22 protein-coding genes and 1 tRNA gene are annotated in these 25277 nt (G+C 55.9%); 12 read left to right on the top strand and 11 right to left on the bottom strand.

Annotation, left to right across the window (positions count from 1 at the left end; translation table 11 throughout):
* Positions 1-101 precede the first annotated feature (101 nt).
* Both V7680_RS03215 and V7680_RS03220 read left to right on the top strand, forming a co-directional pair.
* Positions 102-764 carry an SOS response-associated peptidase gene (locus V7680_RS03215; protein WP_335651851.1) on the top strand — a complete coding sequence of 221 codons (663 nt, stop codon included), beginning with the start codon at positions 102-104 and terminating at the stop codon, positions 762-764.
* 57 nt (positions 765-821) lie between these two features.
* Positions 822-895: transfer RNA gene (locus tag V7680_RS03220), tRNA-Gln, on the top strand.
* 50 nt (positions 896-945) lie between these two features.
* Here the strand turns inward: V7680_RS03220 and putA are convergent.
* From putA to V7680_RS03240, 4 genes are all read right to left on the bottom strand, one after another.
* Positions 946-4428, bottom strand: coding sequence for a bifunctional proline dehydrogenase/L-glutamate gamma-semialdehyde dehydrogenase PutA (gene putA, locus V7680_RS03225; protein WP_335651852.1), 3483 nt, complete (start codon positions 4426-4428; stop codon positions 946-948).
* A 202-nt stretch (positions 4429-4630) separates the two neighbouring features.
* The gene (locus tag V7680_RS03230) at positions 4631-5344 is read right to left on the bottom strand and encodes a hypothetical protein (RefSeq protein WP_335651853.1); all 714 of its coding nucleotides are present in this window, start codon (positions 5342-5344) and stop codon (positions 4631-4633) included.
* 6 nt (positions 5345-5350) lie between these two features.
* Entirely contained in the window at positions 5351-6556 is a 1206-nt protein-coding gene (locus tag V7680_RS03235; protein WP_335651854.1) for a toxic anion resistance protein, read from the bottom strand.
* A 160-nt stretch (positions 6557-6716) separates the two neighbouring features.
* On the bottom strand, positions 6717-7433 hold the full coding sequence (locus V7680_RS03240) for an arylesterase (protein ID WP_335651855.1): 717 nt from the start codon (positions 7431-7433) through the stop codon (positions 6717-6719).
* A 17-nt stretch (positions 7434-7450) separates the two neighbouring features.
* Between V7680_RS03240 and V7680_RS03245 the strand changes: the two genes are divergently transcribed.
* Both V7680_RS03245 and V7680_RS03250 read left to right on the top strand, forming a co-directional pair.
* A complete protein-coding gene (locus V7680_RS03245; protein WP_335651856.1) occupies positions 7451-8176 on the top strand; it encodes an ABC transporter ATP-binding protein in 726 nt (241 codons plus the stop codon).
* A complete protein-coding gene (locus V7680_RS03250; protein ID WP_335651857.1) occupies positions 8173-10680 on the top strand; it encodes an ABC transporter permease in 2508 nt (835 codons plus the stop codon). Before V7680_RS03245 ends, V7680_RS03250 begins: the two co-directional genes overlap by 4 nt.
* A gap of 88 nt (positions 10681-10768) precedes the next feature.
* Here the strand turns inward: V7680_RS03250 and V7680_RS03255 are convergent, their stop codons facing one another.
* Positions 10769-11734, bottom strand: coding sequence for a bile acid:sodium symporter family protein (locus V7680_RS03255; RefSeq protein ID WP_335651858.1), 966 nt, complete (start codon positions 11732-11734; stop codon positions 10769-10771).
* A 143-nt stretch (positions 11735-11877) separates the two neighbouring features.
* Between V7680_RS03255 and typA the strand changes: the two genes are divergently transcribed.
* Entirely contained in the window at positions 11878-13695 is a 1818-nt protein-coding gene (gene typA / locus V7680_RS03260) for a translational GTPase TypA (RefSeq protein ID WP_335651859.1), read from the top strand.
* Between the two features lie 66 nt (positions 13696-13761).
* On the opposite strand, the gene V7680_RS03265 is transcribed toward typA, so the two are convergent.
* A complete protein-coding gene (locus V7680_RS03265) occupies positions 13762-14598 on the bottom strand; it encodes an outer membrane protein (RefSeq protein WP_335651860.1) in 837 nt (278 codons plus the stop codon).
* 330 nt (positions 14599-14928) lie between these two features.
* On the opposite strand from V7680_RS03265, the gene V7680_RS03270 reads away from it, so the two are divergent.
* From V7680_RS03270 to V7680_RS03290, 5 genes are all read left to right on the top strand, one after another.
* The gene (locus tag V7680_RS03270; RefSeq protein ID WP_335651861.1) at positions 14929-15375 is read left to right on the top strand and encodes a DUF805 domain-containing protein; all 447 of its coding nucleotides are present in this window, start codon (positions 14929-14931) and stop codon (positions 15373-15375) included.
* Between the two features lie 94 nt (positions 15376-15469).
* Positions 15470-15787, top strand: coding sequence for a DUF3297 family protein (locus V7680_RS03275; RefSeq protein WP_335651862.1), 318 nt, complete (start codon positions 15470-15472; stop codon positions 15785-15787).
* A 16-nt stretch (positions 15788-15803) separates the two neighbouring features.
* On the top strand, positions 15804-16196 hold the full coding sequence (locus V7680_RS03280; RefSeq protein WP_335651863.1) for a hypothetical protein: 393 nt from the start codon (positions 15804-15806) through the stop codon (positions 16194-16196).
* Positions 16193-17017, top strand: coding sequence for an SDR family NAD(P)-dependent oxidoreductase (locus V7680_RS03285; protein WP_335651864.1), 825 nt, complete (start codon positions 16193-16195; stop codon positions 17015-17017). The genes V7680_RS03280 and V7680_RS03285 overlap by 4 nt, the downstream gene beginning before the upstream one ends.
* The gene (locus tag V7680_RS03290; protein WP_335651865.1) at positions 17017-17793 is read left to right on the top strand and encodes an enoyl-CoA hydratase; all 777 of its coding nucleotides are present in this window, start codon (positions 17017-17019) and stop codon (positions 17791-17793) included. The genes V7680_RS03285 and V7680_RS03290 overlap by 1 nt, the downstream gene beginning before the upstream one ends.
* A gap of 52 nt (positions 17794-17845) precedes the next feature.
* On the opposite strand, the gene V7680_RS03295 is transcribed toward V7680_RS03290, so the two are convergent.
* The 3 genes from V7680_RS03295 to V7680_RS03305 form a co-directional block, all read right to left on the bottom strand.
* Positions 17846-18751, bottom strand: coding sequence for an alpha/beta hydrolase (locus tag V7680_RS03295; RefSeq protein WP_335651866.1), 906 nt, complete (start codon positions 18749-18751; stop codon positions 17846-17848).
* 70 nt (positions 18752-18821) lie between these two features.
* Positions 18822-19220 carry a GFA family protein gene (locus tag V7680_RS03300; protein WP_335651899.1) on the bottom strand — a complete coding sequence of 133 codons (399 nt, stop codon included), beginning with the start codon at positions 19218-19220 and terminating at the stop codon, positions 18822-18824.
* Between the two features lie 21 nt (positions 19221-19241).
* Positions 19242-20375: a beta-ketoacyl-ACP synthase III gene (locus V7680_RS03305; RefSeq protein WP_335651867.1), complete on the bottom strand. Its 1134-nt coding sequence runs from the start codon at positions 20373-20375 to the stop codon at positions 19242-19244.
* Positions 20376-20507: 132 nt separating this feature from the next.
* Here V7680_RS03305 and ung point away from each other — a divergent pair, with 132 nt between their 5' ends.
* Positions 20508-21236, top strand: a complete 729-nt coding sequence (ung, locus tag V7680_RS03310) for a uracil-DNA glycosylase (protein WP_335651868.1) — start codon at positions 20508-20510, stop codon at positions 21234-21236.
* A 20-nt stretch (positions 21237-21256) separates the two neighbouring features.
* On the opposite strand, the gene V7680_RS03315 is transcribed toward ung, so the two are convergent.
* Both V7680_RS03315 and V7680_RS03320 read right to left on the bottom strand, forming a co-directional pair.
* A complete protein-coding gene (locus V7680_RS03315) occupies positions 21257-22222 on the bottom strand; it encodes an alpha/beta fold hydrolase (RefSeq protein ID WP_335651869.1) in 966 nt (321 codons plus the stop codon).
* Positions 22223-22282: 60 nt separating this feature from the next.
* The gene (locus V7680_RS03320; RefSeq protein WP_335651870.1) at positions 22283-22828 is read right to left on the bottom strand and encodes a pseudouridine synthase; all 546 of its coding nucleotides are present in this window, start codon (positions 22826-22828) and stop codon (positions 22283-22285) included.
* A gap of 152 nt (positions 22829-22980) precedes the next feature.
* On the opposite strand from V7680_RS03320, the gene V7680_RS03325 reads away from it, so the two are divergent.
* Complete coding sequence (locus V7680_RS03325) at positions 22981-25269, top strand: TonB-dependent receptor (RefSeq protein WP_335651871.1); 2289 nt, start codon at positions 22981-22983, stop codon at positions 25267-25269.
* Positions 25270-25277: the final 8 nt, after the last annotated feature.

Genomic DNA, 25277 nt, shown 5'->3' on the forward strand with positions numbered 1-25277 from the left:
ATGTTCTCCGGATCGGATAATACCGCCGGTACTTGCGGGCGAAGATAACGATGCAGCGTCTATGACGCAAGGGCCGGTAACCCTGTTGAACGGAAAACATCATGTGCGGGCGCAAATTCAGCCATGAAGAACTCACCTGGGCGGAGTATCGCGACATATTGGCGATCGTCCAGCCCCCGCCGAACAGCAATTTCCAGCCCAATTACAATATCTGCCCAACTCAGCAGGTACCCGTCTGTATCAACCGAGAGGGCCAGAGGTCGCTGGAACTGCTGAATTGGGGATTGTTGCCGGCCTGGGCCAAAGACACGAAATATGCCGCCAAGATGATCAACGCCCGGGCGGAGACGCTGACAGAGAAGCCGTCGTTCAAACCGCTGCTCGAGAAAAACCGCTGCATCATCATGGTCTCGGGTTTTTACGAATGGCAGCGCGAGAGGCAGAGGAAAATACCATATAAGGTCGAACGCAGCGATAAAGAGCCGATGCTGCTCGCCGGCCTATGGACGCGCAACGACTACCTCGACATCAACAGCTATACCGTGATCACCACCGCAGCGGCAGCATCCTTCGCTCCCATTCACGACCGTAGCCCCGTCATTCTCGAGCGAACCGACATCGACACCTGGCTGGATGGCGCATGGGACGAAGCCAGAAACTTCGCGACAACCTATCAGGGCAATCTGTCAGCAATCCGGATTTCCGACGCAGTCAACAGCAACCGCAACAATGGCAGGCATCTGCTCGATCCGCTTATCGCCTAATCGCCACCAAAAGGCTTGACGCTAAGCCGCTCCCTGCCTATTGCCGCGCTCCGGCACTCCCCTGTCGTATAATGGTAATACCACGGACTCTGACTCCGTTAATTGAGGTTCGAATCCTCACGGGGGATCCAGTTTTTCTCTTTCATATCAATATCTAAAGTAACAGAGCGGGCATTGACCGTCAGGTTAGCAGCGACACATTCCCGCCTGCAGCGGTGGTATCGATACAGACGTGGCGCTCTACCAGGCACTGCTGATCAAATCTTTCCTCGGTGATAATCGGAATCAGCGGTCCGTCCCGTTGAGCGAGAGCCTTGCGGATAGCGCGGATATCCTCGATTTCACTCCAGCAGACCACGGCATCAACCCCGGTCAACCGGGACAGATATTCTCGTGGCAGGAATCCATCGAGCGCCTGCTCGGCGGCAGCACCGGGCGCGCAGACCAATGACTCGCAACCTTGCCGGCGCGCGGTCTCCGCCTGCTTTGCCGCATCTTCCGCGGTTGGGCCGAGGCACAGGATCGTTCCCCGCGCATAAGCGAATAGTTCATTCGACTCCCCGGTAGGGCCGGGCATGATTTCGGAACTGCGCGGCCGCTTGTCGGGGGCTGGCAGATTGTCGAGTGCCGCCTGAACCGTTTCCACTGCCAGTTCCGTGCCGCCACTTACCGGCATAGTCGGTCTGGAATTTGCGTAAAAGCGCGGCAAATAGTGCGGGCCGCCAGCCTTGGGACCGGTGCCGGAGAGGCCCTCGCCGCCAAAGGGCTGCGAACCGACGACAGCGCCGACCTGATTGCGATTGACGTAGACATTGCCGACCTTCATCGCGCTGGTCAATTTGTCGATGCGGCGCTCGATCCGGGTCTGCAGGCCAAAGGTCAGTCCGTAGCCACGGCCATTAATATCGCTGATGACCTTGTCGAGCTCGCCGGCCTTGAAGGTTGCAACATGCAGGACCGGCCCGAATATCTCTTCATCGATATCGTTGATCCCGTCGACCTTGATCACCGCTGGTCCGACGAAATAGCCATCGTCCGGACAGTCCAGCTGCTTCAGCAACCTGCCCTCTTTCTCGGCCGCGGCGATATGCCCGCTGATCTTGTCATGCGCCGCCTGATCGATCACCGGACCGATATCGGTCGACAGCCACCACGGATTGCCCATCTCGGTCGCGTCCATCGCGCCGTATAGCATGTTCAGAAACGGCTCGGCGACATCTTCTTGCAGATAGAGGACCCGCAAGGCCGAGCAACGTTGTCCAGCCGACTGGAACGCAGAAGTAATAATATCGCGAACCGATTGCTCCGGCAGAGCGGTCGAATCCACAATCATGCAGTTGAGGCCACCGGTCTCCGCGATCAGCAGCGAATCTGCCTGGCCATTTTCTGCGATATTGCGGTTTATTGTCTGCGCCGTCACGGTCGAGCCGGTAAAGCACACTCCATTGATACGGGCATCGCCACTGATCGCGGCACCCACCGTTGCGCCAGCGCCCGGCAATAGCTGAAGCGCATCCAGAGGCACACCGGCCTCGTGCAGCAAAGTGGTCGCCAGAGCGGCGATAAGCGGTGTCTGGTCAGCCGGCTTGGCCAACACAGCATTGCCCGCCGCCAGAGCCGCAGCCACCTGACCGGTGAAGATCGCCAGTGGGAAATTCCATGGCGAGATGCAGCTGATGATGCCGCGCGGTTTCTGGCCGGGCATCTTCTCCGCTTCCTTGGCATAATAGCGAAGGAAGTCGACCGCCTCGCGCAATTCGGCGATCGTATCAAACTGGGTCTTGCCAGCTTCCCGCGCCAGCAATGCGAAGATTTCACCATGATGCTGCTCGTAGAGATCGGCGGCCCTCCGCAGGATCGCAGCACGCTCCGCAACCGGAGCATCCCAGATGCGGGCGTCTTCAATCGCTTCACGGGCCTGCTTTTCGTCAGCCTCGATCACTTCGCCGACCTGACTGTCCTTGATCGCCGGATTGAATATCTTGTGAGCGGTGCCGCTGGTGACCGGGCGGACGATGATCGGCGAAGAACGCCAGAGCTTTTCAGCAAAGGGCGCGCGCTCTGCCACATAATTATTCAAGTCGTTACGATTGGCAAGATCCCAGCCACGCGAGTTGATGCGTTCCGGCTTATACAGGTCTTCAGGTTTCATGATTTTCGACAGGCTGGATTGCTGATCGGCCGCCAGCGTCTCGAACGGATCGGTGGCGATCATTTCGGCAGCGACGGCATGATTGGCGAGCTGGTTTACGAAGGATGAGTTTGCACCATTTTCCAGCAAACGACGGACCAGATAAGCGAGCAGCTCGCGATGTTTCCCGACCGGTGCATAGATGCGCGACCGCACTTTTTCATTGCGCAGCAACGCATCGTGCAGGGTTTCGCCCATGCCGTGCAGGCGCTGGAATTCGAAATCCTGATTATTCCCGGCCATCTCCAGAATCGCGGCAACACTGTGCGCATTATGGGTGGCAAATTGCGGGTAGATGCGATCGGTCATGCCGAGCAGCTGCGATGCGCAGCAAATATAGCTGATGTCGGTCGCCGATTTTGTCGTGAATACCGAAAAGTCGGGGACGCCATCCATTTGCGCCCGCTTGATCTCGCTGTCCCAATATGCGCCCTTGACCAAACGGACCATGATCTTGCGATCAAGCTGGGTCGCGAGCGAATAGAGCCAGTCGAGAACATAGCTGGCGCGCTTGCCAAACGCCTGGACCACGACGCCGAAGCCATCCCATCCGGTCAGACGCGGATCGCTCAGCACCATCTCGATCATGTCGAGCGACAGGCCCAGACGATAGGCTTCTTCGGCATCGATATTGAGGCCGATATTGGCGTCGCGCGCCGCGCGCGCCAGTTCACCCACGCGGTCGGCAAGCTCGGGCACGGCCTTGGCCTGCTGGCTCATCTCGTAGCGCGGATAGAGAGCCGACAATTTGATCGAAAGCCCCGGATTCTCGCGCAGATCATCGGACACGGCGACCTTCGCGATTTCCTTTATCGCGTCGGCATAAGCGGCGAAATATTCGTCCGCGCCTTCCTGGGTAATCGCAGCCTCTCCCAGCATGTCATAGGAATAGGTGGCACCCTTGGCTTTCCATTTCTCTGCCCGCTTCAACGCCAGCTTCATATCTTCGCCGAGCACGAATTGATTGCCCAGTTCTTTCATCGCCTGTCGAACTGCGACGCGGATCACCGGTTCGCCCAGTCGTTTTATCGCACCCCGCAGAGCGTCCAGCGGTCCACGGCTTTCGGGCCGGTTTATCACGCTGCGCGTCATCTCCAGAGCGTAGGTCGAGGCATTGACCAGCGAACTTTCGGACTGGCCGATATGGTCGCGCCAGTTGGAGGGGCCGATCTTGTCTTCGATCAGCGCGTCAATCGTCTGGTTATCCGGCACCCGCAACAGCGCTTCTGCCAGCGTCATCAGAGCAAGCCCCTCGTCGGTCGAAAGACCATATTCGCCAAGAAAGCTCTCGGTCAGCGTGGGGCCGGAAGCACTCCGCACTTCGCGGACAACCTGTATCGCCCGCTCCTGAATCTGCTTGCGTGTCTGCTTGTCGGGACCGAAGTTCGATATCAGATATTCCAGGATCTCGGCTTCATCGGTGCGATGATGCGTGCGGATTTTTTCCCGATAATCGATCAGAGTATTCAACATTCCAAGATTCCCTAACAAAATTTGCCGGCATATTTTGCGATTTGCAGATTCGAATTTCAAAGTGAAACGAGACAATGATCAATCTCATTGATCTGCCGGTCGAGAAAAACGACTAACGTATTTCCGGTTTCAAACGCAACCTTTGTCGCGTTGAAGATACCATAATGCCTTGATTGGGAACGCTGTGCGGTGGGTGAAAGACTTATTCCGCTTCGGCATTCTGATCATATTTGAGCTCGAGATAGCGGCCGCGGATCGAGAGATTATCGATATCACCCTTGGCAATTTGCTGGGTGACGCCGGAAATCTCTTTCTCGATAAGCGACAGCCCGCCGATCAGCTGCTCGTCGGGCGATTTACCGCTATCGGTCGCTTTGCCGCGCATCGACACGGGGATAGCGCGATAGCCGTTGATCAGTTCGGGCAGATGTTCGCCGACCAGCTTGCGCACCTCATAGGCCGCGGCATCGCCTTCGTTGAGCTTGTTCAATTGCGGTGACAGCATGTCCAGCTGGACGCCGATGCCGTTGACGATCTGAACCGCCGGCGGCGGCAAGGCGGGGCGCTGACTTTCGAGCCAGATTTCCGTCTTTCCTGCTAGCGATTTGAGATCGGACTGGACGATCATCTCCGGCGTCGGAATTTTCATCCGGGGGAATTTCATTGTCGCCCAGATTCCGCCGGCGATCAGGCCCGCAGATATCAGAACGCCCCAGAAACCGATGCCGCTCAATATGCCGCCGATGATGCTGGCGCCAACCAGCACGCCAGCAGTCCACAACGCGGCGCGTCCGAGCTTCTTGAAAAAATGGCCGCGTTTCAATTTATGCGAGCGATTGCCGATCGACCGGCGGAATTGGGAATCGCGCAACACCCGCGCCGCGCTGTCATAAATTTGCTGGTTGGATTCGGACACCGGGCTCTAGTCCTCCAGCGCCGAAAGAGGGTTATCGGACGGGGCTTCGAGCTGGGCCTTCGCCTGCCCTTCGGACCGCGCAATATAGCCTTTCGACTTTTCGATCTCGCCGGAGAGAGAATTTACCGTCGCCTTCATATTCTCCAGCGCTTTCAACTTGAACGTGTCGATATTGTCCATCGTGTCATAGACATTCTGGAAGGCCCGTTGCAGGGTTTCGAGCGGAATCGTCGACGACGCAGCCTGTTCGTGAATCTGGCCGGTCTGGTTTTTCAGCATCTCGCTGGTGCTGTCGATCACGCCTGCGGTGGTGGTATTGAGCGCCGTAATCTGGTCGAGAACCAGTTTCTGGTTGGTCAGCGCCTGAGCCACGGTAACTCCGGTACGCAGCGCGCCCACCGTTGTTGTGCTGGCCCGGTCGACACCTTTGACCAGCTCTACATTGTTGCGCTTAACCAGATCGAGAGCGAGATAGCCTTGCACGGTCACCGCCATCTGGGTGAGCAGATCCTGAGTCCGCTGACGAACATAGAAAAGCGCGCTTTCGCGGATTGCCTTGGCCTTGCCCGGATCGGTCGCGTCCAGTTCGGCCGCCTTGTCTTCGAGCCTTTGGTCCATGACCTTGGAAACGTGGATCATCTGCTCCAGCCGGCCCATCGCCGCCCAGAGATTCTTGCGTTCGACATCAATCGCCGCATTGTCCATCAAAAGCTCGTCCTTGCCGGAGCGGAGCCGGTCAAGGATCGAACCGATATGCCCTTGCGCGCTTTTATAGCCGTCGAAATAGTTGCGCATCTTGTTGCCGAAGGGAATGATTCCGAAAATCTTCCGTTTCGCGGTCAAATTGCCGCGCTTGCCCGGATCGAGATCCTCCACGGTGCGGCGTAGTTCGGCGAGATCGGAACCGATCCCGCTTTCTTCATCCATCGACCGGATCGGGCGATCGAGAAAGCGATTCGACTGGCCCGCCGCCTCGGCAATTTCCTTGCGGCCCATATTGGTAATCTGGTCGACTTTTTTACCAAATTCGGGACTATTTTGATCCTGAGCGATCAAATCGTCGATAAAAGAGTCTACTTTTTCTTCCAGCTTGGTCTTTACCTCGTCGCCGATGGACACAAGGCCTCCGGCCTTTTCGGGCTCAACGGCAACCACCGGATCTGGCGGGGTCAGTTTCAGGTCGTCGGTCGCGGTGATTGTTTCGGTCGCCATGCTGTTCAGCCTCCCTGCCCCGGCACCAGTGCGGGGCTTTCTCTATAAATGGATGCAAATGCCCCGCTTTTCAAGCGTTTCAACTGCTGTATTAGCAAAATAATACAGTTTTTGTAGAACTGTGCAACATGCTTCCAAATCTTCCAATTTCCAACAAGGCTCAGCCTTCCAGCAATTCCGCCACCTGTGGCGCGATTTTGCCGACGATGATATCAATGCCTTCTGCGGTAGGATGCAGGCCGTCGGGCAGGAATAATTCGGGACGACCGACAACGCCATCCATGAAGAACGGATAAAGCGCGACATCATATTTTTTCGCCAATGCCGGATAGATGATATTGAATTCATCACTGAATTTCGCGCCCAGATTGGGCGGGGCCAGCATGCCGGTAAGCATGACCTGGATGCCGCGATCCTGGAGCTTTTTGACCATCGCGTCCATGTTTGCGCGGCTATCTGCCGGTTTCAGCCCGCGCAGCAGATCATTGCCGCCCAGCCCCAGGATCACCAGATCCGGCTTGCGCGACAGGCTGTCCAGAACGTAGTCCATCCTCCGCAACCCCGCAGCCGTGGTGTCGCCCGACACGCCGGCATTGTGAACCCGAACGTCCTGGCCCGCTGCAATCAGGGCTGCCTGCAATTCAGGCGCAAAGCCCTCCTTCTGGTCCAGACCATAGCCGGCGTAGAGACTATCGCCAAAAGCGACGATCAGGATTTCGGCCTCTTTGGCTTCCGCAATTTGATTGTCGTCGGTTTCCGTTGCGGCCGTTTCTACGTCCTTGAGAACAGCTTGCTCGTCTTCCGGCGCAGGACCACAAGCGATCAAAAGTTGCAGAAATGCCAGTGTGAACCCATATAAGAAAAAATTCTTCAACATCGGATATCCTTACCCCCATGATCCAGAAAAACGCCGCATCGAGCGACGCCGCCATAGTTGAACCCCATATCGCGATTGCAGCCCGGAATGTCACCCTGTCTTTGGGGGAAGGCGATGCCCGGGTCGATATTTTGCGCGGCATTGATCTTGCGATCGAAGAGGGCAAGACCGTTGCACTGCTCGGACCATCGGGTTCGGGAAAATCATCACTAATGGCGATCCTGTCCGGTCTCGAACGGGCGACCGGCGGCTCGGTGAACATTGCCGGTGCCGACTTTGGCACGATGAACGAGGACCAGCTGGCGGTCGCACGGCGCGGCCGGGTCGGCATCGTTCTGCAAGCCTTCCATCTTCTACCAACAATGACCGCGCTGGAAAATGTCGCGGTTCCGCTCGAACTGGATGGCCAGCCAAATCCTTTTGATATTGCGGCAAAGGAGCTGACCGCTGTCGGCCTTGGTGACCGGCTCGGCCATTATCCGACTCAGCTTTCCGGCGGCGAACAGCAGCGCGTGGCCATTGCCCGCGCCATGGCATCTCGACCGACTATCATTTTCGCCGACGAACCGACCGGCAACCTCGACGGCACAACCGGTGAAAAAATAATCACGCTCCTCTTTGATCGCCAGAAAGCGACTGCGGCGACCCTATTGATCATTACCCATGATCCCGAACTGGCCAAACGCTGCGACCGGATCATCGAATTGCGCGATGGCTTGATCGAACGGGACAGCGCCGCGTGAGCGCTGAACTGGGCAAAGCCTGGACGATTGCCCGCCGCGACCTTCGCGGACGATTTGTCGGGCTCAGGCTACTGATCGTCTGCCTGTTTCTTGGCGTCGCAACCCTCGCTGCAATCGGCAGCCTGACCAACGCGATCACCGAAGAACTGGCCAATCGAGGCCAAGCCATATTGGGCGGCGATCTCGAAATTGCGATTGCCCAACGCGAAGCGACCAGCGCGGAGCTCATTGCTCTCAATCAAGCGGGCACATTGTCCGAGACAATCCGGATGCAGGCGATGGCGCGGTTGCCCGATGGCAGCGACACGCAACTGGTAGAACTCAAAGGCGTCGACGCATCCTATCCCTTGTACGGCAAATTTACACTTGAAAATGGCAAAACCGCAACTGCTCCCGGGCCACAGGCAATCTACGTTACCCCTGCCCTGATGCAGCGCCTTTCGCTGGAAACCGGCGGCAAAATTTACTTTGGCGAAGCCAGCTTTACCATATCCGGCGTTATTGCCGAAGAACCGGACCGGCTCAGCGAAGGCCTATCGCTGGGTCCCGTGGCGATCACATCGCTCGAGGGCTTGCGCGCGACAAAACTGATCCAGCCGGGCAGCCTGTTCGAGAGCAAATATCGCCTCAAACTTCCTGCTACAGTATTACCTCAGGATATCGGCGAAACACTGGTCGAACAATTTCCCAATGCATCGTGGGAAATCAAGACGCGCGACGACGGAGCGCCCAGTACGCGACGCTTCATCGAACGCATGGGGCAATTTCTGACCCTGGTCGGTCTCGCCTCGTTGGTCATAGCCGGCATCGGGGTCGGTAATGGTGTCGCCTCTTATTTGCGCGGCAAACAGGGCGCGATTGCGACGCTCAAGATACTCGGCGCAGACAGCGCGATGATTTTCCGCATCTATTTGTTCCAGATCATGACGGTGGCCATAGGCGCGATTGCTCTGGGTCTCGTGATTGGCGCACTGGCTCCGCTGGCAATCATCCAGATCGCAGGCGATGTCCTTCCGATCAAACCGGAGTTCGCAATCTATCCTCTGCCGCTTGCGGTTAGTGCGCTATATGGATTGTTGATCGCAGTGATCTTTGCCTTGCCCCCGCTGTCGCGAGCTAAAACGATCCCGGCCGCAGGCATTATCCGCGGCGAGGGCCGATCCTGGCGTCAGATTGACCGGCAAAGCTGGATCGGCGTCGGCCTGGCAATCGCTGCGATATTGGCTCTTGCCCTCGGCACTGCAAACGAACCTTTATTCTCCGCCTCGTTCATCGGCGCTGCGGCAGCGATATTGCTGCTGCTGACCTCCCTGGGCGCGCTCATTCGCTGGTTGGCCAGCAAGGCGCCGCGCCCGAAGCAACCATTGTTACGGCTTGCCCTGACCAGCCTCCATCGTCCCGGCGCACAGACCGGACAACTGGTAGTGGCGCTGGGTCTCGGCCTGACTCTGTTCGCGACCCTAGCCGCTATCCAGACCAGCCTGACCAATGAAATACGCTCCACCGTTCCCCGAGATGCGCCGAGCTTCTTCGTGCTCGATATCCCGGTCGAACGCGCCGACGAGTTCCGCTCGAAGGTTGCAGAGACTTCCAAAGCCGCAGAAGTGAATATCGTGCCGACTCTGCGCGGCACAATCACCGAATTTCGCGGTCAGCGGGTGTCCGAACTGGAAACCCTCCCCGAAGGCGCATGGGTGCTCCGCGGCGACCGCGGCCTTACCTATAGCGCGACAATTCCCGAAGGCAGCGAGATAGTCGATGGCGAATGGTGGCCAGCCGATTATGACGGCCCGCCTCTCGTTTCAGTGGACGAAGAACAAGGCGCGGCCATGGGTTTGAAGATCGGCGACAGTCTGACCGTCAGCCTGCTCGGCGTCGAAATACCGGCCAAGGTTGCCTCGTTCCGCAAGGTCAACTGGCGCAATTTCGGCTTCAACTATGTATTGGTATTCCCGCCCAGCGTCCTGGCCGATGTACCGCATAATGTCGCTGCCACCATCCAGCTGGAAACTGCCAAGGAAGACAGTCTGCTCTCCATCTTGCCGCAAGAATTCCCGTCCATCTCGATGGTCAAGGTCAAGGAAATCGCGTCCCAGATCGGCGACATTCTCGACCAGATGGCCACCGCGATTGCCGCTGCTGCCTCGATCGCGATATTCTCCGGCATCGCGGTTCTAATCGGTGCGATCGCCGCGTCGCGTCAGGCCCGGGTCTATGACAGCGTGATCCTGAAACTGCTCGGAGCCACGCGGGCCCAGATATTGACGGTTCAGGCGATTGAATATGCACTATTGGCGTTTCTGTTGTCGGCTGTGGCTTTGGGGCTGGGCCTGTTCGCAGGCTGGTTCGTGATCACCCAGATCTTCGAGTTCACCTGGCAGCCCGATTGGGGCATTGTCTTGCTGACGCTCGGCATCGGTGCGGTTGCGACGCTGGGGATCGGCTTGCTGGGCTCCATCCCGGTATTGTCAGCTAAACCGGCCAGAGCGCTGAGAGAACTTTAAATTTTACCGTTCGAGCTAAGTTTGTCGAAGTGCGCTTATTGTCTCGAGATGTCCTTCGACAAGCTCAGGACGAACGGATGAAGGCTCGTTACTCCTCATTTCCGGCCAGTCGCACCGCAACCGGTGCCGACAGGAACAATTGCGCCAGATGATAGAAAATCAGCGGCAATATCACCAAGCCTGCGCGCTCTGGCGCAAAGATAATGGCGGCGAGTGGAGCACCAATCGCAACGCTCTTCTGCGCGCCGGAAAACAACAACGTCTTGCGGTCAGCCCGCACAAAACCCATCAATCCACCTAGCAACCAGGTACCGCCAAAAGCCAGCCCCAGCCAAAACAACAGCGCAACAGCCAACCAGACAAATTCAGCACCGCTCACCCGGCCCCACATCCCGGCAATAATCGCTGCGGAAAAGGACACATAGACCGCCAGCGCAATCGCACCGCGATCGATCCAGCCAGTCAGGTCCTTGTGCTGCATCACCCATGGCCGCAGCCATTTCTGGAAGGTCTGTCCGAGAACAAACGGCAGCACCAATATTGCCGCTAGCTTGACGATGGTTTCGGTAGTGATGTCGACGCCCGCCGCACTGGCAAGCAATGCAAACAACAGCGGCGACAAAAATACGCCAACAAGATTTATGAATGCGCTGGCAACAACTGACGCAGCAACATTGCCTTTCGCAATGGCGCAATAGCTGGTTGCCGACTGGACTGTTGAGGGTAGCACACCTAAAAACAGAAAGCCCAGAGCAACATCGGCAGGGAGAATCTGATCAAGCCCCCTCGACAGCAACAGACCTATCACCAGCATCACGCCAAATACCCAGACGAATATCGTCCCTTGCAGCCGGATATTGCCGAGTCCGGATTTCACTTCATGCCGCTCCAAACGGATCCCGTGGAGCAGAAATACCGCAAAAATACCTGCATTGAACAAAATGCCCGCGATGTCCTTGGCCTGACCCTGCACCGGTAGCAGAGTCGCCAGCAGCACCGCTCCGCTGAGCAGCCAGATGAATTTATCGGTAAGGATGAGACGAAGGGTTTGCATGGTGTTAGCGCCGAATGGATCGCTAAGAATGATTTAGCAAGCTTTCTAATGTTGCGGTGCAGCACCAAACAGGCTAAGGGCGCGACGATAGCGGGGCTGTGCTTATGGCCGCCCCTTCCTCAATCATACGGTAGAATCTATATATGTCCCTTCGCAATATCGCAATCATTGCGCACGTTGATCACGGCAAAACAACTCTGGTTGACCAGCTTTTCCGCCAATCCGGCACTTTCCGCGACAACGAACGAGTCGAAGAACGGGCAATGGATTCCAACGATCTTGAAAAAGAACGCGGCATCACGATTCTCGCAAAATGCACCAGCGTCGAATGGAAGGGCACGCGGATCAATATTGTTGATACCCCAGGCCATGCCGACTTTGGTGGCGAAGTGGAACGCATCCTGTCGATGGTTGATGGTGTTATCCTGCTGGTCGACAGCGCCGAAGGCGCAATGCCGCAGACAAAATTCGTGACCGGCAAGGCGCTGGCTCTTGGCCTGAAGCCAATCGTCGTCGTCAACAAGATTGACCGTCCCGACGGTCGTGCCGAAGAAGTCCTCGACGAAGTGTTCGACCTGTTCGTCAATCTCGACGCCAATGACGAGCAGCTCGATTTCCCGACTCTCTATGCCAGTGGTCGTAACGGCTATGCCGGCGAAACGCTTGACGTGCGCGAGGGTGACCTGTCCTGTCTTTTCGACAAGATTATCGAACATGTTCCTGAGCCAGACGTCGATCCGGACGCTGAATTCAAATTTCTTGTCACCTTGCTCGACCGCGACAATTTCGTTGGCCGCATTTTGACCGGCAAGGTTGAAAGCGGGAAAATCGACATCAATATGCCGATCCACGCGATCGATATGGACGGCAAGGTTGTAGAAACCGGTCGCGCCACCAAGATCATGGCCTTCAATGGCCTGGAACGCGTTCCCGTGGAAAGCGCCAAGGCGGGTGACATCATCTCGCTGGCAGGCCTGACAAAGGCGACCGTTTCCAACACCATCTGCGATATTTCTGTTACCGAGCCTATCGCTGCACAACCGATTGACCCACCGACGCTTTCGATGCGCTTTGCCGTAAACGACAGCCCGGTTGCCGGTCGTGAAGGCGACAAGGTCACCAGCCGTGTGATCCGCGATCGTCTGGCACGCGAAGCAGAATCCAACGTTGCGATCAAAGTGACCGAAAGCGACGACAAGGACAGCTTTGAGGTTGCAGGCCGTGGCGAATTGCAACTGGGCGTGCTCATCGAAACGATGCGCCGCGAAGGCTTTGAACTTGGCATTTCCCGTCCCCGCGTTCTTTACCGCGAAGAAAACGGCAAGCGCCAGGAACCTTATGAAACCGTCGTTATCGACGTTGATGACGAATATGCCAGCACCGTTGTTTCCAAAATGCAGCGCCGCAAAGCGGAATTGACCGAGCAACGTCCTTCGGGCGCCGGCAAGACCCGCTTGACCTTCTCCGCACCTTCGCGCGGACTGATCGGCTATCATGGTGAATTTCTGTCCGACACGCGCGGTACCGGCCTGATGAACCGTCTGTTCGAGAAATATGGCGATTATAAAGGCGTTATTGAAGGTCGTCCGGTTGGTGTTCTCGTATCCAATGGTACTGGCAACACAGCCGCTTATGCCTTGAATATGCTGGAAGAACGCGGCGTTCTGTTCATCGGCGCGCAAACGCCGGTTTACGAAGGCATGATCATCGGCGAAAATGCGAAGCCGGGCGATCTCGATGTCAATCCGATGAAATCCAAGGCGCTGACCAACTTCCGCGTTTCGGGCAAGGAAGACGCCATTCGCCTGACCACACCGAAAGTCATGACGCTCGAACAGGCAATCGCCTATATCGACAATGACGAGCTGGTCGAGGTCACGCCGAAGAACATCCGTCTGCGCAAGCGCTATCTCGATCCAAACGATCGGAAAAAAGCCTCGCGTCAGGCAGCGGCAGCTTAAAACAGCAGCAGTTAAAAAAAAGGCGGCCGATGAGGCCGCCTTTTTCTTTTCCATTTAACGCAGCGATCAGAAGCGGAGTGCCGCAGTCAACCGGATGCTGTGCTGATCAAAGTTGGGATCGCTTCGCTTCATGTCCGTTCCACCGGATACCAGCAGAAACGGGTTTGTTGCACCGGCAGTTCCCGGTCCGACGTTCACTACATAATCGTCGTCAGTATATTGGGTGTACAGATATTCGAGACCCATGGTGATGTTGTTGGTCACCTTGGCTTCTGCACCGCCGCCTGCAGTCCAGCCGAAGCTATCGGTTTTACCGTTATCGGTGAAACTGTTGGCACCGTTGGTAGTGGTGAAACTATTGTCGATTTTGGCATAGGAGACACCGCCGGTTGCGTAAAACAGCACGCCACCGGGAGTATAACCGACCCGGCCACGAGCGCCGAGTGCATAGTCAAGCTGGCGAGTGAACGTGTAGGATGCTGGCGTTGTGCTGAACGCAGTCACACTGTCGGTAGATTCACTGCGACCGGCATCGACCATGAAACCGACGACGAAATTGCCATATTGCTTGTCCGCTCCGGCGCGGATGTAATAATCCATATCATCCTTGTCGTTGCGGCATCCAGTGGTAGGCGCGTTGCCATTGGCAGCACCGTTACAGAACCCAGGTGAAAACGCATCTGCGCCTGACACCGTCCGAACGCTATTGTTGAACGTGCCGTCACGATCGGTGTCAAATATCACACCTTCGTTTCTGTCATTGGATTGCGCACCCAAACCAAATGATCCGCCAACATAAAAGCCGTCGAATTCCTTGTTCTCAATTTCCTGTGCCTGCGCAGGAACAGCGACGATCGCTGTCAGCATAGTCATCGCGCTAAGCGCGCGTTTTGTGGGGGACATAATAAACTCCTCTTTTACTCTAACAATTAAGAGACCCACCAAGCGCATGGCAGCGAGTTTGGTTCCGTCGCTCGACAAAGAAAGCGGCAACGTGATTTGCAAACCACAGTTCTTCAGATTTCACCGACCCTAACTTCAGACATTTATTTGACCGGACTCTGATCCAGCAATGCATCTTCCTGTGACCGGGTTTCAGGACCTAGCAAATATCCTCTTATCCGATTGCTCTCAAAGTCCGCATGAGCGTGAAGAATCGCCGCGCTAGACGGAGGTGATTCAATGGGTTACGTCCTTTGCTTGGAACTGTCGCGGCTGAAGAAGGGAAGAATTATGGAATGGATGTTCTTGCCGCTGAAGCGCTACTTCGATTTCAGCGGGCGCTCCCGGCGCAAAGAATTCTGGATGTTTTTTCTATTCCAGCTTCTCGTCCAGACAGCACTTTTCACCCTCGTGTTCGTGATCGTAATCTCTGGACCTGGCGAGCCCAGTACTTTCGATGAATCCTGGAGCAGCGTTGCACCCTTCATCTTGATATTGGGGATTTGGGCGGTCTTCTGGCTTGTCATGCTCGTCCCGAGCGCCGCAGTCGTGGTCAGGCGCTTTCATGATCAGGATATCGCCGGCGTTGTGGGGGTTCTTTTATATATCGGGACCCTCATTTTCACTCTGCCTGGCATCGTAATTTTGGTCTTCATGTGCATGGAAGACAAAAAGGGTGACAACCGCTATGGCAAAGATCCCAAAATGAATGAAAATATCAGCGAAGTTTTCCGGTAGACAGCATTGCGGCTTAGCTGATCAGACAACATCTGTTTGATTTTTGCGATGGTTATGGCAAAGCGCTCTCAACATCAGAAAACGAGTATCAATCATGACCGAAGACCAACAACCCGACCAGGCCGATAGCGCGGCATCCGGCGACGATACACCACCCGACCATCTCGCGATCAACCCGCGCAGCCCGCATTTTGGCGGTGAGTTGCTCGAGCGTGGCATCGGCATCAATTTTCGCGGAGTCCGCAAGCATAATATCGAAGAATATTCGGTCTCCGAAGGCTGGGTAAAAGTTCAGGTTGGCAAGACCATGGATCGCAAGGGCAATCCCCTGCTGATCAAGCTCAACGGCGAGGTTGAAGCCTGGTTTGAAGACCTTGGTGATGATGCACCGAAGTTGAGCAAAAACGCTTAAACCGCAGGAATAGCCCATGACACCGAAGCGCATTCAGTTTTTCATTGCGCTGGTGTTCTTCCTGCTTGGCGGGTGGGCAACTTTCTTCCCACAACATGTAATTGATACGGTGTTCCTCGCGGAATATCGCGATGGTGGGCGCCTGCTCCCTTTCTCAATCGCCTGTTTCGGCGCGCAGGCTTTGTTATCAGGGCTGTTCGCGGCCTTCTCGCGCTTCTCTTCGCTGACCTTTCTGGTCTACGGAATCGCCCTGCTGCCCTCTTTCGCCTTCAACTATTATTTCACCTTCCACGATCCGGTATTCACCAGCGTTGGCCTACTCGACGCAGTGGGCAATATCATCATGCTGGCATTATGTTATGTCGGCTGGAAGAAATCCAAAGCGATAGAACAGGGAGTCTTCTCATGACATTTGCCGATAAAACCGTCTGGATCACCGGGGCATCGTCCGGAATTGGCGAGGCACTTGCAAAGGCCTTTGCCGAAGCGGGCGCCCACATAATCCTTTCCGGACGCCGGACCGATGCGCTGGAGCAGGTGGCAGCTGATATCGCGACCGACACGCTGATCCTGCCATTTGAAACAACCGATTACGCCTCTCTGCCCGCAAAGGTCGAGGAAGCGCGGAGCTGGAAAGGCAAGGTCGACATTCTGGTCAACAATGCCGGGATCAGCCAGCGCAGTCTGGCGCTCGACACCCATCCCGATGTGCACAGCAAGATTATCGATGTCGACCTGCTCGCCCCGATCTGGCTTACCCAATTGCTATTACCATATATGATCGAGGCCGGCGGCGGGCATATCGTCGGGATCAGCTCGGTTGCCGGTCGCGTAGGCGTGCCCCTGCGGACCGCTTATTGCGCCGCCAAGCACGGACTGATCGGCTATATGGATGCTCTGCGTGCTGAAACGGAGAAACTGCACAATGTCCGCGTCACCAACATATTGCCCGGTTCGATCCGCACCAATGTATCGCGCAATGCGCTGAACAAAGAGGGTGAAAGTCGCGGCAAGTCAGACGCCGTCATCGACAACGGCATGGAGCCAGCCGAATGCGCGCGGCAAATCCTCGAGGCGGTTTCAAACAATGTGCCCGAACTGATCATCGCCGAGGGCATCGAACTGGCGATAGCCAATTTACGCCAGAGTGATCCCGAGCAATGCTTCACGATGACCGCCGCCATGGGGGCGCAAATCGCCGAAAAATATGAAGCGGGAGATGACGACTGATGACCTTGGTATTGCTGGACAAAACCGATGGTGTCGCCACCATCACCCTCAACCGACCGGAGGCGATGAACGCGCTGTCCAAGGCATTGCGCGTGGAATTATGTGCCGCCTGCCAGGACGTTAGAAACGATAACAGCGTCCACGCCCTGATCGTTACCGGTTCGGGTGAACGCGCCTTCACGGCTGGACTTGATCTCAAGGAGCTGGGAGAATCCGGCCTCGGTCCGGCCAATGATCGCGATGCGAGTAGCAATCCGGTTTTTGCTCTTACCGAAATGCCGATACCGGTAATCGGCGCGATCAACGGGGTTGCTATCACCGGCGGTTTCGAACTGGCGCTGGCTTGCGATATCCGGATCGCGTCGACCAACGCACGCTTCGCCGACACCCACGCGCGGGTCGGCATCACGCCAGGTTGGGGCCTGTCGCAGAAACTGTCGCGCTTCATCGGCCTGTCCCGTGCTTGCGAGCTGAGTTTCACCGGACAGTTTCTCGACGCTCAGACCGCTTGCGATTGGGGCCTCGTCAATCACGTCTATCAGCCGGATGAACTGATGCCGGCCGCATCGGCTCTGGCACGCGACATGACGACCATCGACCGCGACTTTCTGAAAGTTTACAAGGATCTGATCATGACCGGCTTTGACCGCAACCTTAAGGACGGCATGGCCTATGAGCACGAAATATCGGTACCCTATAACGCCAGGGTCTCGATGGACGAGGTCGAGAACCGACGCCTCGCCATCATCGAACGCGGTCGTAAACTGAAGGGCTAGAGAAAAACCAGACGTGCCTGGTTGTAGCAAAGCCCATTGGCTATTGCTGAAGCTAGACTTTCGGATCGAGCAGGAAATCCACGATCTCGTTCAGCGCTCTTTTCGCCTCCGGAATCGGCAGCAGCATCCAGACATGCTGCATGTGATCATAGATTTTCAGTTCAATCTCTGCGCCGTCGTCATTGCCTTTTTTCTTGAGGCGCAGAGAGTCGGCAAGCAGCACTTCGTCAGTACCCGCAAACACCAGCATTGGCGGTAACCGATCAACCGTCTCGAACAGGGGACTGGCCGGGAACATCGCCGGGTCCTCACCTTCCCGCATCCACCATGAACCAAGTCGGCGGATACCCTCGACAGAAATCAATATATCGGTCTTTTCCAATTCCATTTGCATCGGATCGGCTGCGGTCTGATCGAGATAGGGGCTTAGCAGGACCAGCTTGCCGGGCAAGGCCTTGCCCTGATTGCGCAGCATCTGGGCCAGACCAAGTGAGAATCCGCCACCGGCGCTGTCACCCATCACCACAATATTTTCCGCGCCATGTCGAGAAACGGCCTGCTCAAACGCCTCCATCACCATCGCATAGCTGATGTCCCATTTATTTTCCGGCGCCAGCGGATAGATCGGGACGGTGACGCTTGCTCCGGTTCGCCTGATCAGTTTCTTGATGAAATGCCAGTGGAGAGAAACAATGTTAAACGCATAGCCGCCGCCATGCAGATAGAAGATGTGCTGCGAAGTGCCATTTTTGCGCGGACTAATCCGATATAAAGGCTGACCGTTGATCACGGTTTTCTCGATATCGCAATGTTTGCGCAACCAGCGACCGGGAGCGGCGGGACCGCGCGCATGATCACGGGCGACGAATTTCATATCCTTGCCAGGCCTGAGCAGCCGTTCCTTCAGGCCCGAAATCCGGACCAGGAAAAATAGAAACCGCGCTCTTAGACTGAACATGTTATCCCCCGATACCGTGCATTCCCACTTGATCCGAAAGTCGTGACAATTGACATTCTAGCGGTGATAATCACCCAGGCTTTCCTGACATTTGAAGTACATCGGGATCGATCTCCACCCACGGCTGTTTGCTTCTGGTCCAGAAGTGGATTTGCGGATCGACCAGGCTCGTATCATCCAGCGTTCCAGCCTTGATATAGGCCATGCCAGGCTGGCTCGGCAGCGAGGTTTTCACCGGCGAGCCGCATGTTCCACAAAAATGGCGGTATACGACATTGCCGCTATCGCCGTGATCTTCGTAGGTGGTCAGCTCGCCACTAATCTCTATATCATTGTCTTCAACGCCGAAAAGCACGGAATAGGCACTACCCGCTTGTCGCTGGCAATTTTTGCAATGACAGACGCCGCACATCTGCAGTTCGCCTTCTATTTTGTAACGCACTGCACCGCAGAGGCATTGGCCTGTCATCGTCAATTCAAATCTCCTTGGTCACGCGACCTTACGTACGAAAACCGTGCCAGCCGAATAGCCTGCGCCGAACGAGCAGATCAGCCCCATATCGCCGCTTGCCAGATCCTCGCTATGCTTGTGAAAGGCGATGATCGAACCGGCTGATGATGTATTTGCGTAAGTATCCAGCACGGTCGGGCTTTCATCCTCGCTGGCTTCGTGGCCCAGCACTCGCTGGGCGATAAGACGATTCATCCCGGCATTAGCCTGATGCAGCCAGAGGCGCCGTAGTTCGGATGCTTCGATGCCGAGCCGTTCGGTCTGCTCCTTGATCATGTTCGCGACCATCGGCACAACTTCCTTGAACACCTTGCGCCCTTCCTGGACGAACAATTTATCCTTGTCGTCCCGGCTTTCCGGACTGGTGCGGTTGAGGAACCCGAAGTTGTTGCGGATATTATTGGAAAACTGGGTTTTGAGTTTCGTCCCGACGATTTCCCAATGTTGCGCCGGCGCAATATCCTTGGACTCGATCAGGATGGCAGTGGCCACGTCACCAAAAATGAAATGACTGTCGCGGTCGCGCCAGTTGAGATGACCGGAACAGACTTCCGGATTGATCACCAGCACCGATTTGGCGCTCCCCGAGCGGATATAGTCGGCAGCGGTCTGGATACCGAATGTTGCCGAGGAACAGGCAACATTCATATCGAAACCAAAGCCGTCCTCCATTCCCAAAGCCGCCTGAATTTCGACCGCGATCGCTGGATAAGCCCGCTGCAGATTCGAGCAGGCGCAGAGCACCGCATCAACATCCTCCGGCTTTCGCCCTGCCCGTTCCAGCGCCTGTAGTGCCGCTTTCACACCGATTTCGGCGAGTATCGAGATTTCCTCGTTTGGGCGTTCCGGCAGGCGCGGACACATGACTTGCGGATCGAGGATCGGATCCTTGGAAAGCACAAAGCGTGACTTGATCCCCGATGCCTTCTCGATAAATTCCACTGAACTGTGCGGTAGTTCTTCCGCCTCGCCAGCAGCAATAGCCTCGGCATTCGCACTATTGGTGAGATCAACATAGGCGTTGAAACTGGCAACCAGTTCTTCGTTGCTGATACTGTCGTCCGGCGTGAACAGGCCGGTGGCTGAGATAACGGGAATATTGCTGTCGGTCATGGGAAGATGCGGTTCCTTTTGCGATTGCGCTTTCTGATGGCGCTTGGACAGGATGGTAATCTCCTGCGGCGTAACTGGCAAGGAGGGTTAATCGTGCTTTGCCGATCCATGGCCCCTTGCTATCAGTAAACCATGGATGACCACATAAAACTGGACAGCAGCTGGAAGAACCCTCTCGCTGGCGAATTTGCCAGTGAGTATATGGCCAATCTGCGGGAATTTCTTGCTGGTGAGAAAGCAGCGGGCAAACAGATATTCCCCAGGAGTGAACAGTATTTCCGCGCGCTTAACCTGACCCCGCTCGATCAGGTTCGGGTCGTCATATTGGGGCAGGATCCGTATCACGGTGCGGATCAGGCCCATGGCCTATGTTTCAGCGTGCAGCCCGGCGTCCGGCCACCACCGTCGTTGGTCAACATCTACAAGGAGCTGGAAAGCGATCTTGGCCTACACCGCCCCGGCCACGGTTTTCTTGAACATTGGGCACGGCAGGGCGTGCTGTTGCTCAACAGCGTGCTGACGGTCGAAATGGCCCATGCCGCTTCCCATCGAGGTAGGGGGTGGGAGCATTTCACCGACGCGATCGTTCGCCTGATTGCAGCGAAACCGGAACCTGTCGTCTTTCTATTATGGGGAAGCCATGCGCAGAAGAAGGCGGCCTTTGTACAGAGCGTCGAGCAAGGTGGCCGACATCTGGTGCTAGCAGCCCCTCACCCTTCGCCGCTATCGGCCTACCACGGCTTTTTCGGATGCAAGCATTTCAGCAAGGCCAATGCTTTTCTCGAGCAGAATGGGCAGGCACCGATCGACTGGAGCCTGCCGGACATCAATCTTCCAATGCATGCCTATTGGGATAATTGACGAATATCCGGGCCTCTAACCTAGTTTGACACAATACCAGTTTCGGTCAGACCTTCAATCCAACGATCAATATCACGCGCGACCTGTTCCGGCGTTTCCTCCATCGGAAGATGGCCTGCATCAGCATAAGTGATCAGCGTGCTACCCGGAATCGCGGCTTCAAAGGCACGGCCGTGAGATATGGGTATGACCTTGTCCTGCTCTCCCCAGAGCAAAAGCACCGGCATTTTCAGGTTTTTGACTTCAGCCCATTTTTCCGGTTCGCGCCGAGTTTTCCCTCGATCCACAGACGCCTGGCGGTTCCCTGGGAAGCGCAACAATTCCCAATATCGATCAACCTGAACGTCGGTGAGCCGCTCGGGCTGTGCAAAATTTTCCTCCAGCGACGATTTGACCAGAAAACGGGGCGTAATTTCCGGCAGCAGTATTTTGCCTATCGATGACCGCGCCAGTCTCGCACCAAGATAAGGCTGTATCTTTTGCTTAACCTGCGCGCCGGACGCGTCGATCAGAACAAGCCCTGAGGTGCGCTCCGGAACCGAAAGTCCCGCGCGCCATGTCAGCCAGCCGCCCATGCTGTTGCCGATCCAATAGGCTTTATCAACGCCGACCGTATCCAGCACCCGCACTGCTGCCGCTATATTGGTATCGGCATCATAGTTGCCGGTTGGATTGGGTCCGGTCAGGCCATGACCATAGAGATCGAGAGAAATCAGACGATATTTATCGCCGAGCAAGGCGACCAGAGGCTCCCAAGTCTGGAGCAAGCTATTGGATCCATGGATCAGGAGAATTGCCGGTCCGTCCTTATTGCCTTCGTCACGATAATGGATCTTGGCGCCATGGCCGTCATCCATAAAACGAGATGCCTCGTTGCTATATTTGGCGACCATCGCGGTGCGGTCGGTATCCGGTGTACGAAAAATCAAAAAGGCGACAACCAGCAGGACCAAGAGTCCCAGAATGATTCGGATCGACTTTTTCATGACCTTGCCCCTATCTGGATAGACTTTAATCTATCGAACAACCAGTTGGCCGCCAATGGATTATTCCGCGTGCCGCCACTCTCCGGGCTGTAATCCTTCAAGCGACCAGTCACCGACACTCCAGCGGACGAGACGCAAGGTCGGATGACCGACCGCTGCCGTCATTCTTCGAACTTGCCGGTTACGGCCTTCGCTTATGGTGAGTTTGAGCCAACAATCCGGTACACTCTTGCGCACCCGGATCGGAGGGTCGCGCGGCCAAAGGTCCGGATCGTCAATCCGCTCGACTTCGGCGGGTCTCGTTAACCCATCTTTCAGTTCCACGCCTTGCTGCAGCATCGCGAGACTTTCATCGCTGACCTCGCCTTCAACCTGCACAAGATAGGCTTTGGGCATCTTATATTTGGGGTCAGAAATCCGTGCCTGCAATTTACCATCACCGGTCAGCATCATCAATCCTTCGCTGTCCCGGTCTAACCGGCCAGCCGGATAAACGCCGGGCAGATCAATAAAGTCCGACAAGGTCGAGCGCTTGGTTTCGCTCCCGCGATCGGTGAATTGCGGCAGCACGCCGAACGGTTTGTTGAACAGTATCAGTTTTGACATCCATCTCCTTTGGCAGCGACTTGAGGAATCAGCAACGGAACAACACACGTCAGGTTCAGTTAATATTTATTTGCGAGTGATTCTCATTTGCAATTGACTCTATGATAATCATTCGCAATAGCGCCCTATCACTCCAAAACCGAAGGTGCTTCATGAAAAAACGATTCTCGTCTCTCCGCCCTACCTCTGCTTCCGGACCGCTTCTCGCCGGTATGATGAGCGCAGCCATATTCCCCTCGGCCGCGGCAATGGCGAGTGATGATATTGGCGCTGATCAGCGAACCATCGTGGTGACCGGTGAACGCGCAGAGGATGCCAATCCCAATGCCGATCCTGAAGCACCCTTCAAGGTTGATCGCTCGGCAAATGGCAAATTCACCGAAGAAGTCCGCGACACGCCAAAATCTATGACCGTCATTCCCAAGGAAGTAATCGAGGATGTCGGTGCGACTTCATTCCGCGATATCGCCCGCACCACGCCGGGTGTAACTCTGGGTACCGGTGAAGGCGGCAACGCCTTTGGGGATCGAATTTTCATTCGCGGTTTCGAAGCACGGAACGATATTTACATCGACGGCATGCGCGATCCTGGCGTCTCGAGCCGCGAGATATTTGCGGTGGAGCAGATCGAAATTGTCAAAGGTCCGTCAAGCGCCTTCATGGGCCGCGGCACCACCGGCGGGTCCGTTGGACTGGAATCAAAGCGACCGCAATTTGGCAATGATTTCGTAATCGGCGAAGGCACCGTTGGCACCGAAAAACTGTTCCGCGGGACCGTCGACGCCAATTACCAATTGAATGAAACTCTGGCTGTACGCGTGAACGGCCTTTACCATACCGCCGACACGCCCGGCCGCGACTATGTCGATTCCGAACGTTGGGGCGTGGCAGCAGGCCTGGAATGGCGCTTGTCCGACACGGTCAAAATTGACGCCGACTATTATCTTTTCCGCATGGACGGCATGTCAGACTATGGCCATCCGTTCGACTCGGCAACGCAGGAGCCTTATGCCGTCGATGCCGATAATTTCTATGGCGCAGTGGGCCGCGACTTCCTGCAGAACGGCGCAGATATTGGCACTGTAGCCCTGGAATGGTCACCAAGCGACTCTGTCACTTTCCGAAGCCAGAACCGCTATGGCAAAGTATATAACCGCTATGTCGTGAGCGTTCCACGCTCTCCGCGGACGGTATCGGCTGATCCGGCAGAAAATGCCGACGATCTTGCGGCGGGATTTTCTCCCGGCGATATCGTTGTCAATACGGGCGCGCCGCAGCGCAACGCCGAGACCGAATATTTTGCCAATATCACCAGCGTGACAGGCCGGTTTGAAACCGGAGGCATCGAGCATGTCCTGGTTGCAGGCGGTGAATTTTCGGACGAAAAAATCACCAATTTCCGCTATGCTTTTCCAGCGTTGGTCGAGAATGAAAATGGCGACCGGATAGACACACCGGGTGGCTTTGTCCGGGATCTGTTCAATCCCGATCCGGTCCTCGGGTTCAATATTCCCGCAACACTGGACACAAGCTCGCCGCCGTCGGTGACCAAAGTAAAATCCTATTCCTTCTTCCTTCTCGATACGATCAAGTTCAGTCCGCAATGGCAACTGCTCTTGGGCGGCCGCTATGAAAATTTTGACATCACCGCCAGTGGAGTCAGTCGGGGCAATGCCTTTGAAGCCAGTTCGAAAGTGGACTTCTTCAACGGTCAGGCCAGTCTGATTTATAAACCGGTCGAAGCCGTCAGCATTTATGCCAGCTTTGCCACATCCTCCAATCCGAGCGGCGAACAACTGGACTCCACCAGCCCCACCTATGGCGGATTGGTTGGCGTCGAGACGCTGGAACCGGAACGCAACAAAGCCTATGAAATTGGCGCAAAATGGGAAGTGGCGGACGGCCATCTGTTGCTTACCGCCGCCGCTTTCCGTATCGACAAGGATAATGCGCGCGAACAAACCGCTCCCGGCGTTTACGAACTGGTTGGAAAACTGCGCAGTCAGGGATTCGAAGTTGGAGTGAATGGCAATATTACGCCACGGCTCGCAGTCTTCGGCGGCTACAGCTATCTCGATGCAAAAATCGACAATAGCGCCGACCCTGCCCTCGACGACAGCCGCTTTGCCAACGTTCCGGAACATAATGTCTCGTTGCTGACAACCTATGCATTGACCGATCAATTCTCGCTCGGGATGCAAGCTTATTATCGCAGCCGTATATATGGCGGCACATCGGGTGCCGGCAGCGCATCGGTTCCCGGCTATTGGAAATTTGATGCGGTCGGGCGTTTCCAGCTCAGCGATCAGATTCAGTTGCGCGCCAATGTCATCAATATGTTCGACAAGCGCTATTATGACGCGATTTATCGCTCGGGTTCGCCTTTCAGCTATGTTGCGCCAGGCCGTTCGGCTACGCTATCGGTTGAAATGACTTTCTAGGACTTTGA

It is taken from the genome of Parasphingorhabdus sp. (assembly GCF_036963705.1).
In the GTDB taxonomy this organism is placed as follows: Bacteria; Pseudomonadota; Alphaproteobacteria; order Sphingomonadales; family Sphingomonadaceae; genus Parasphingorhabdus.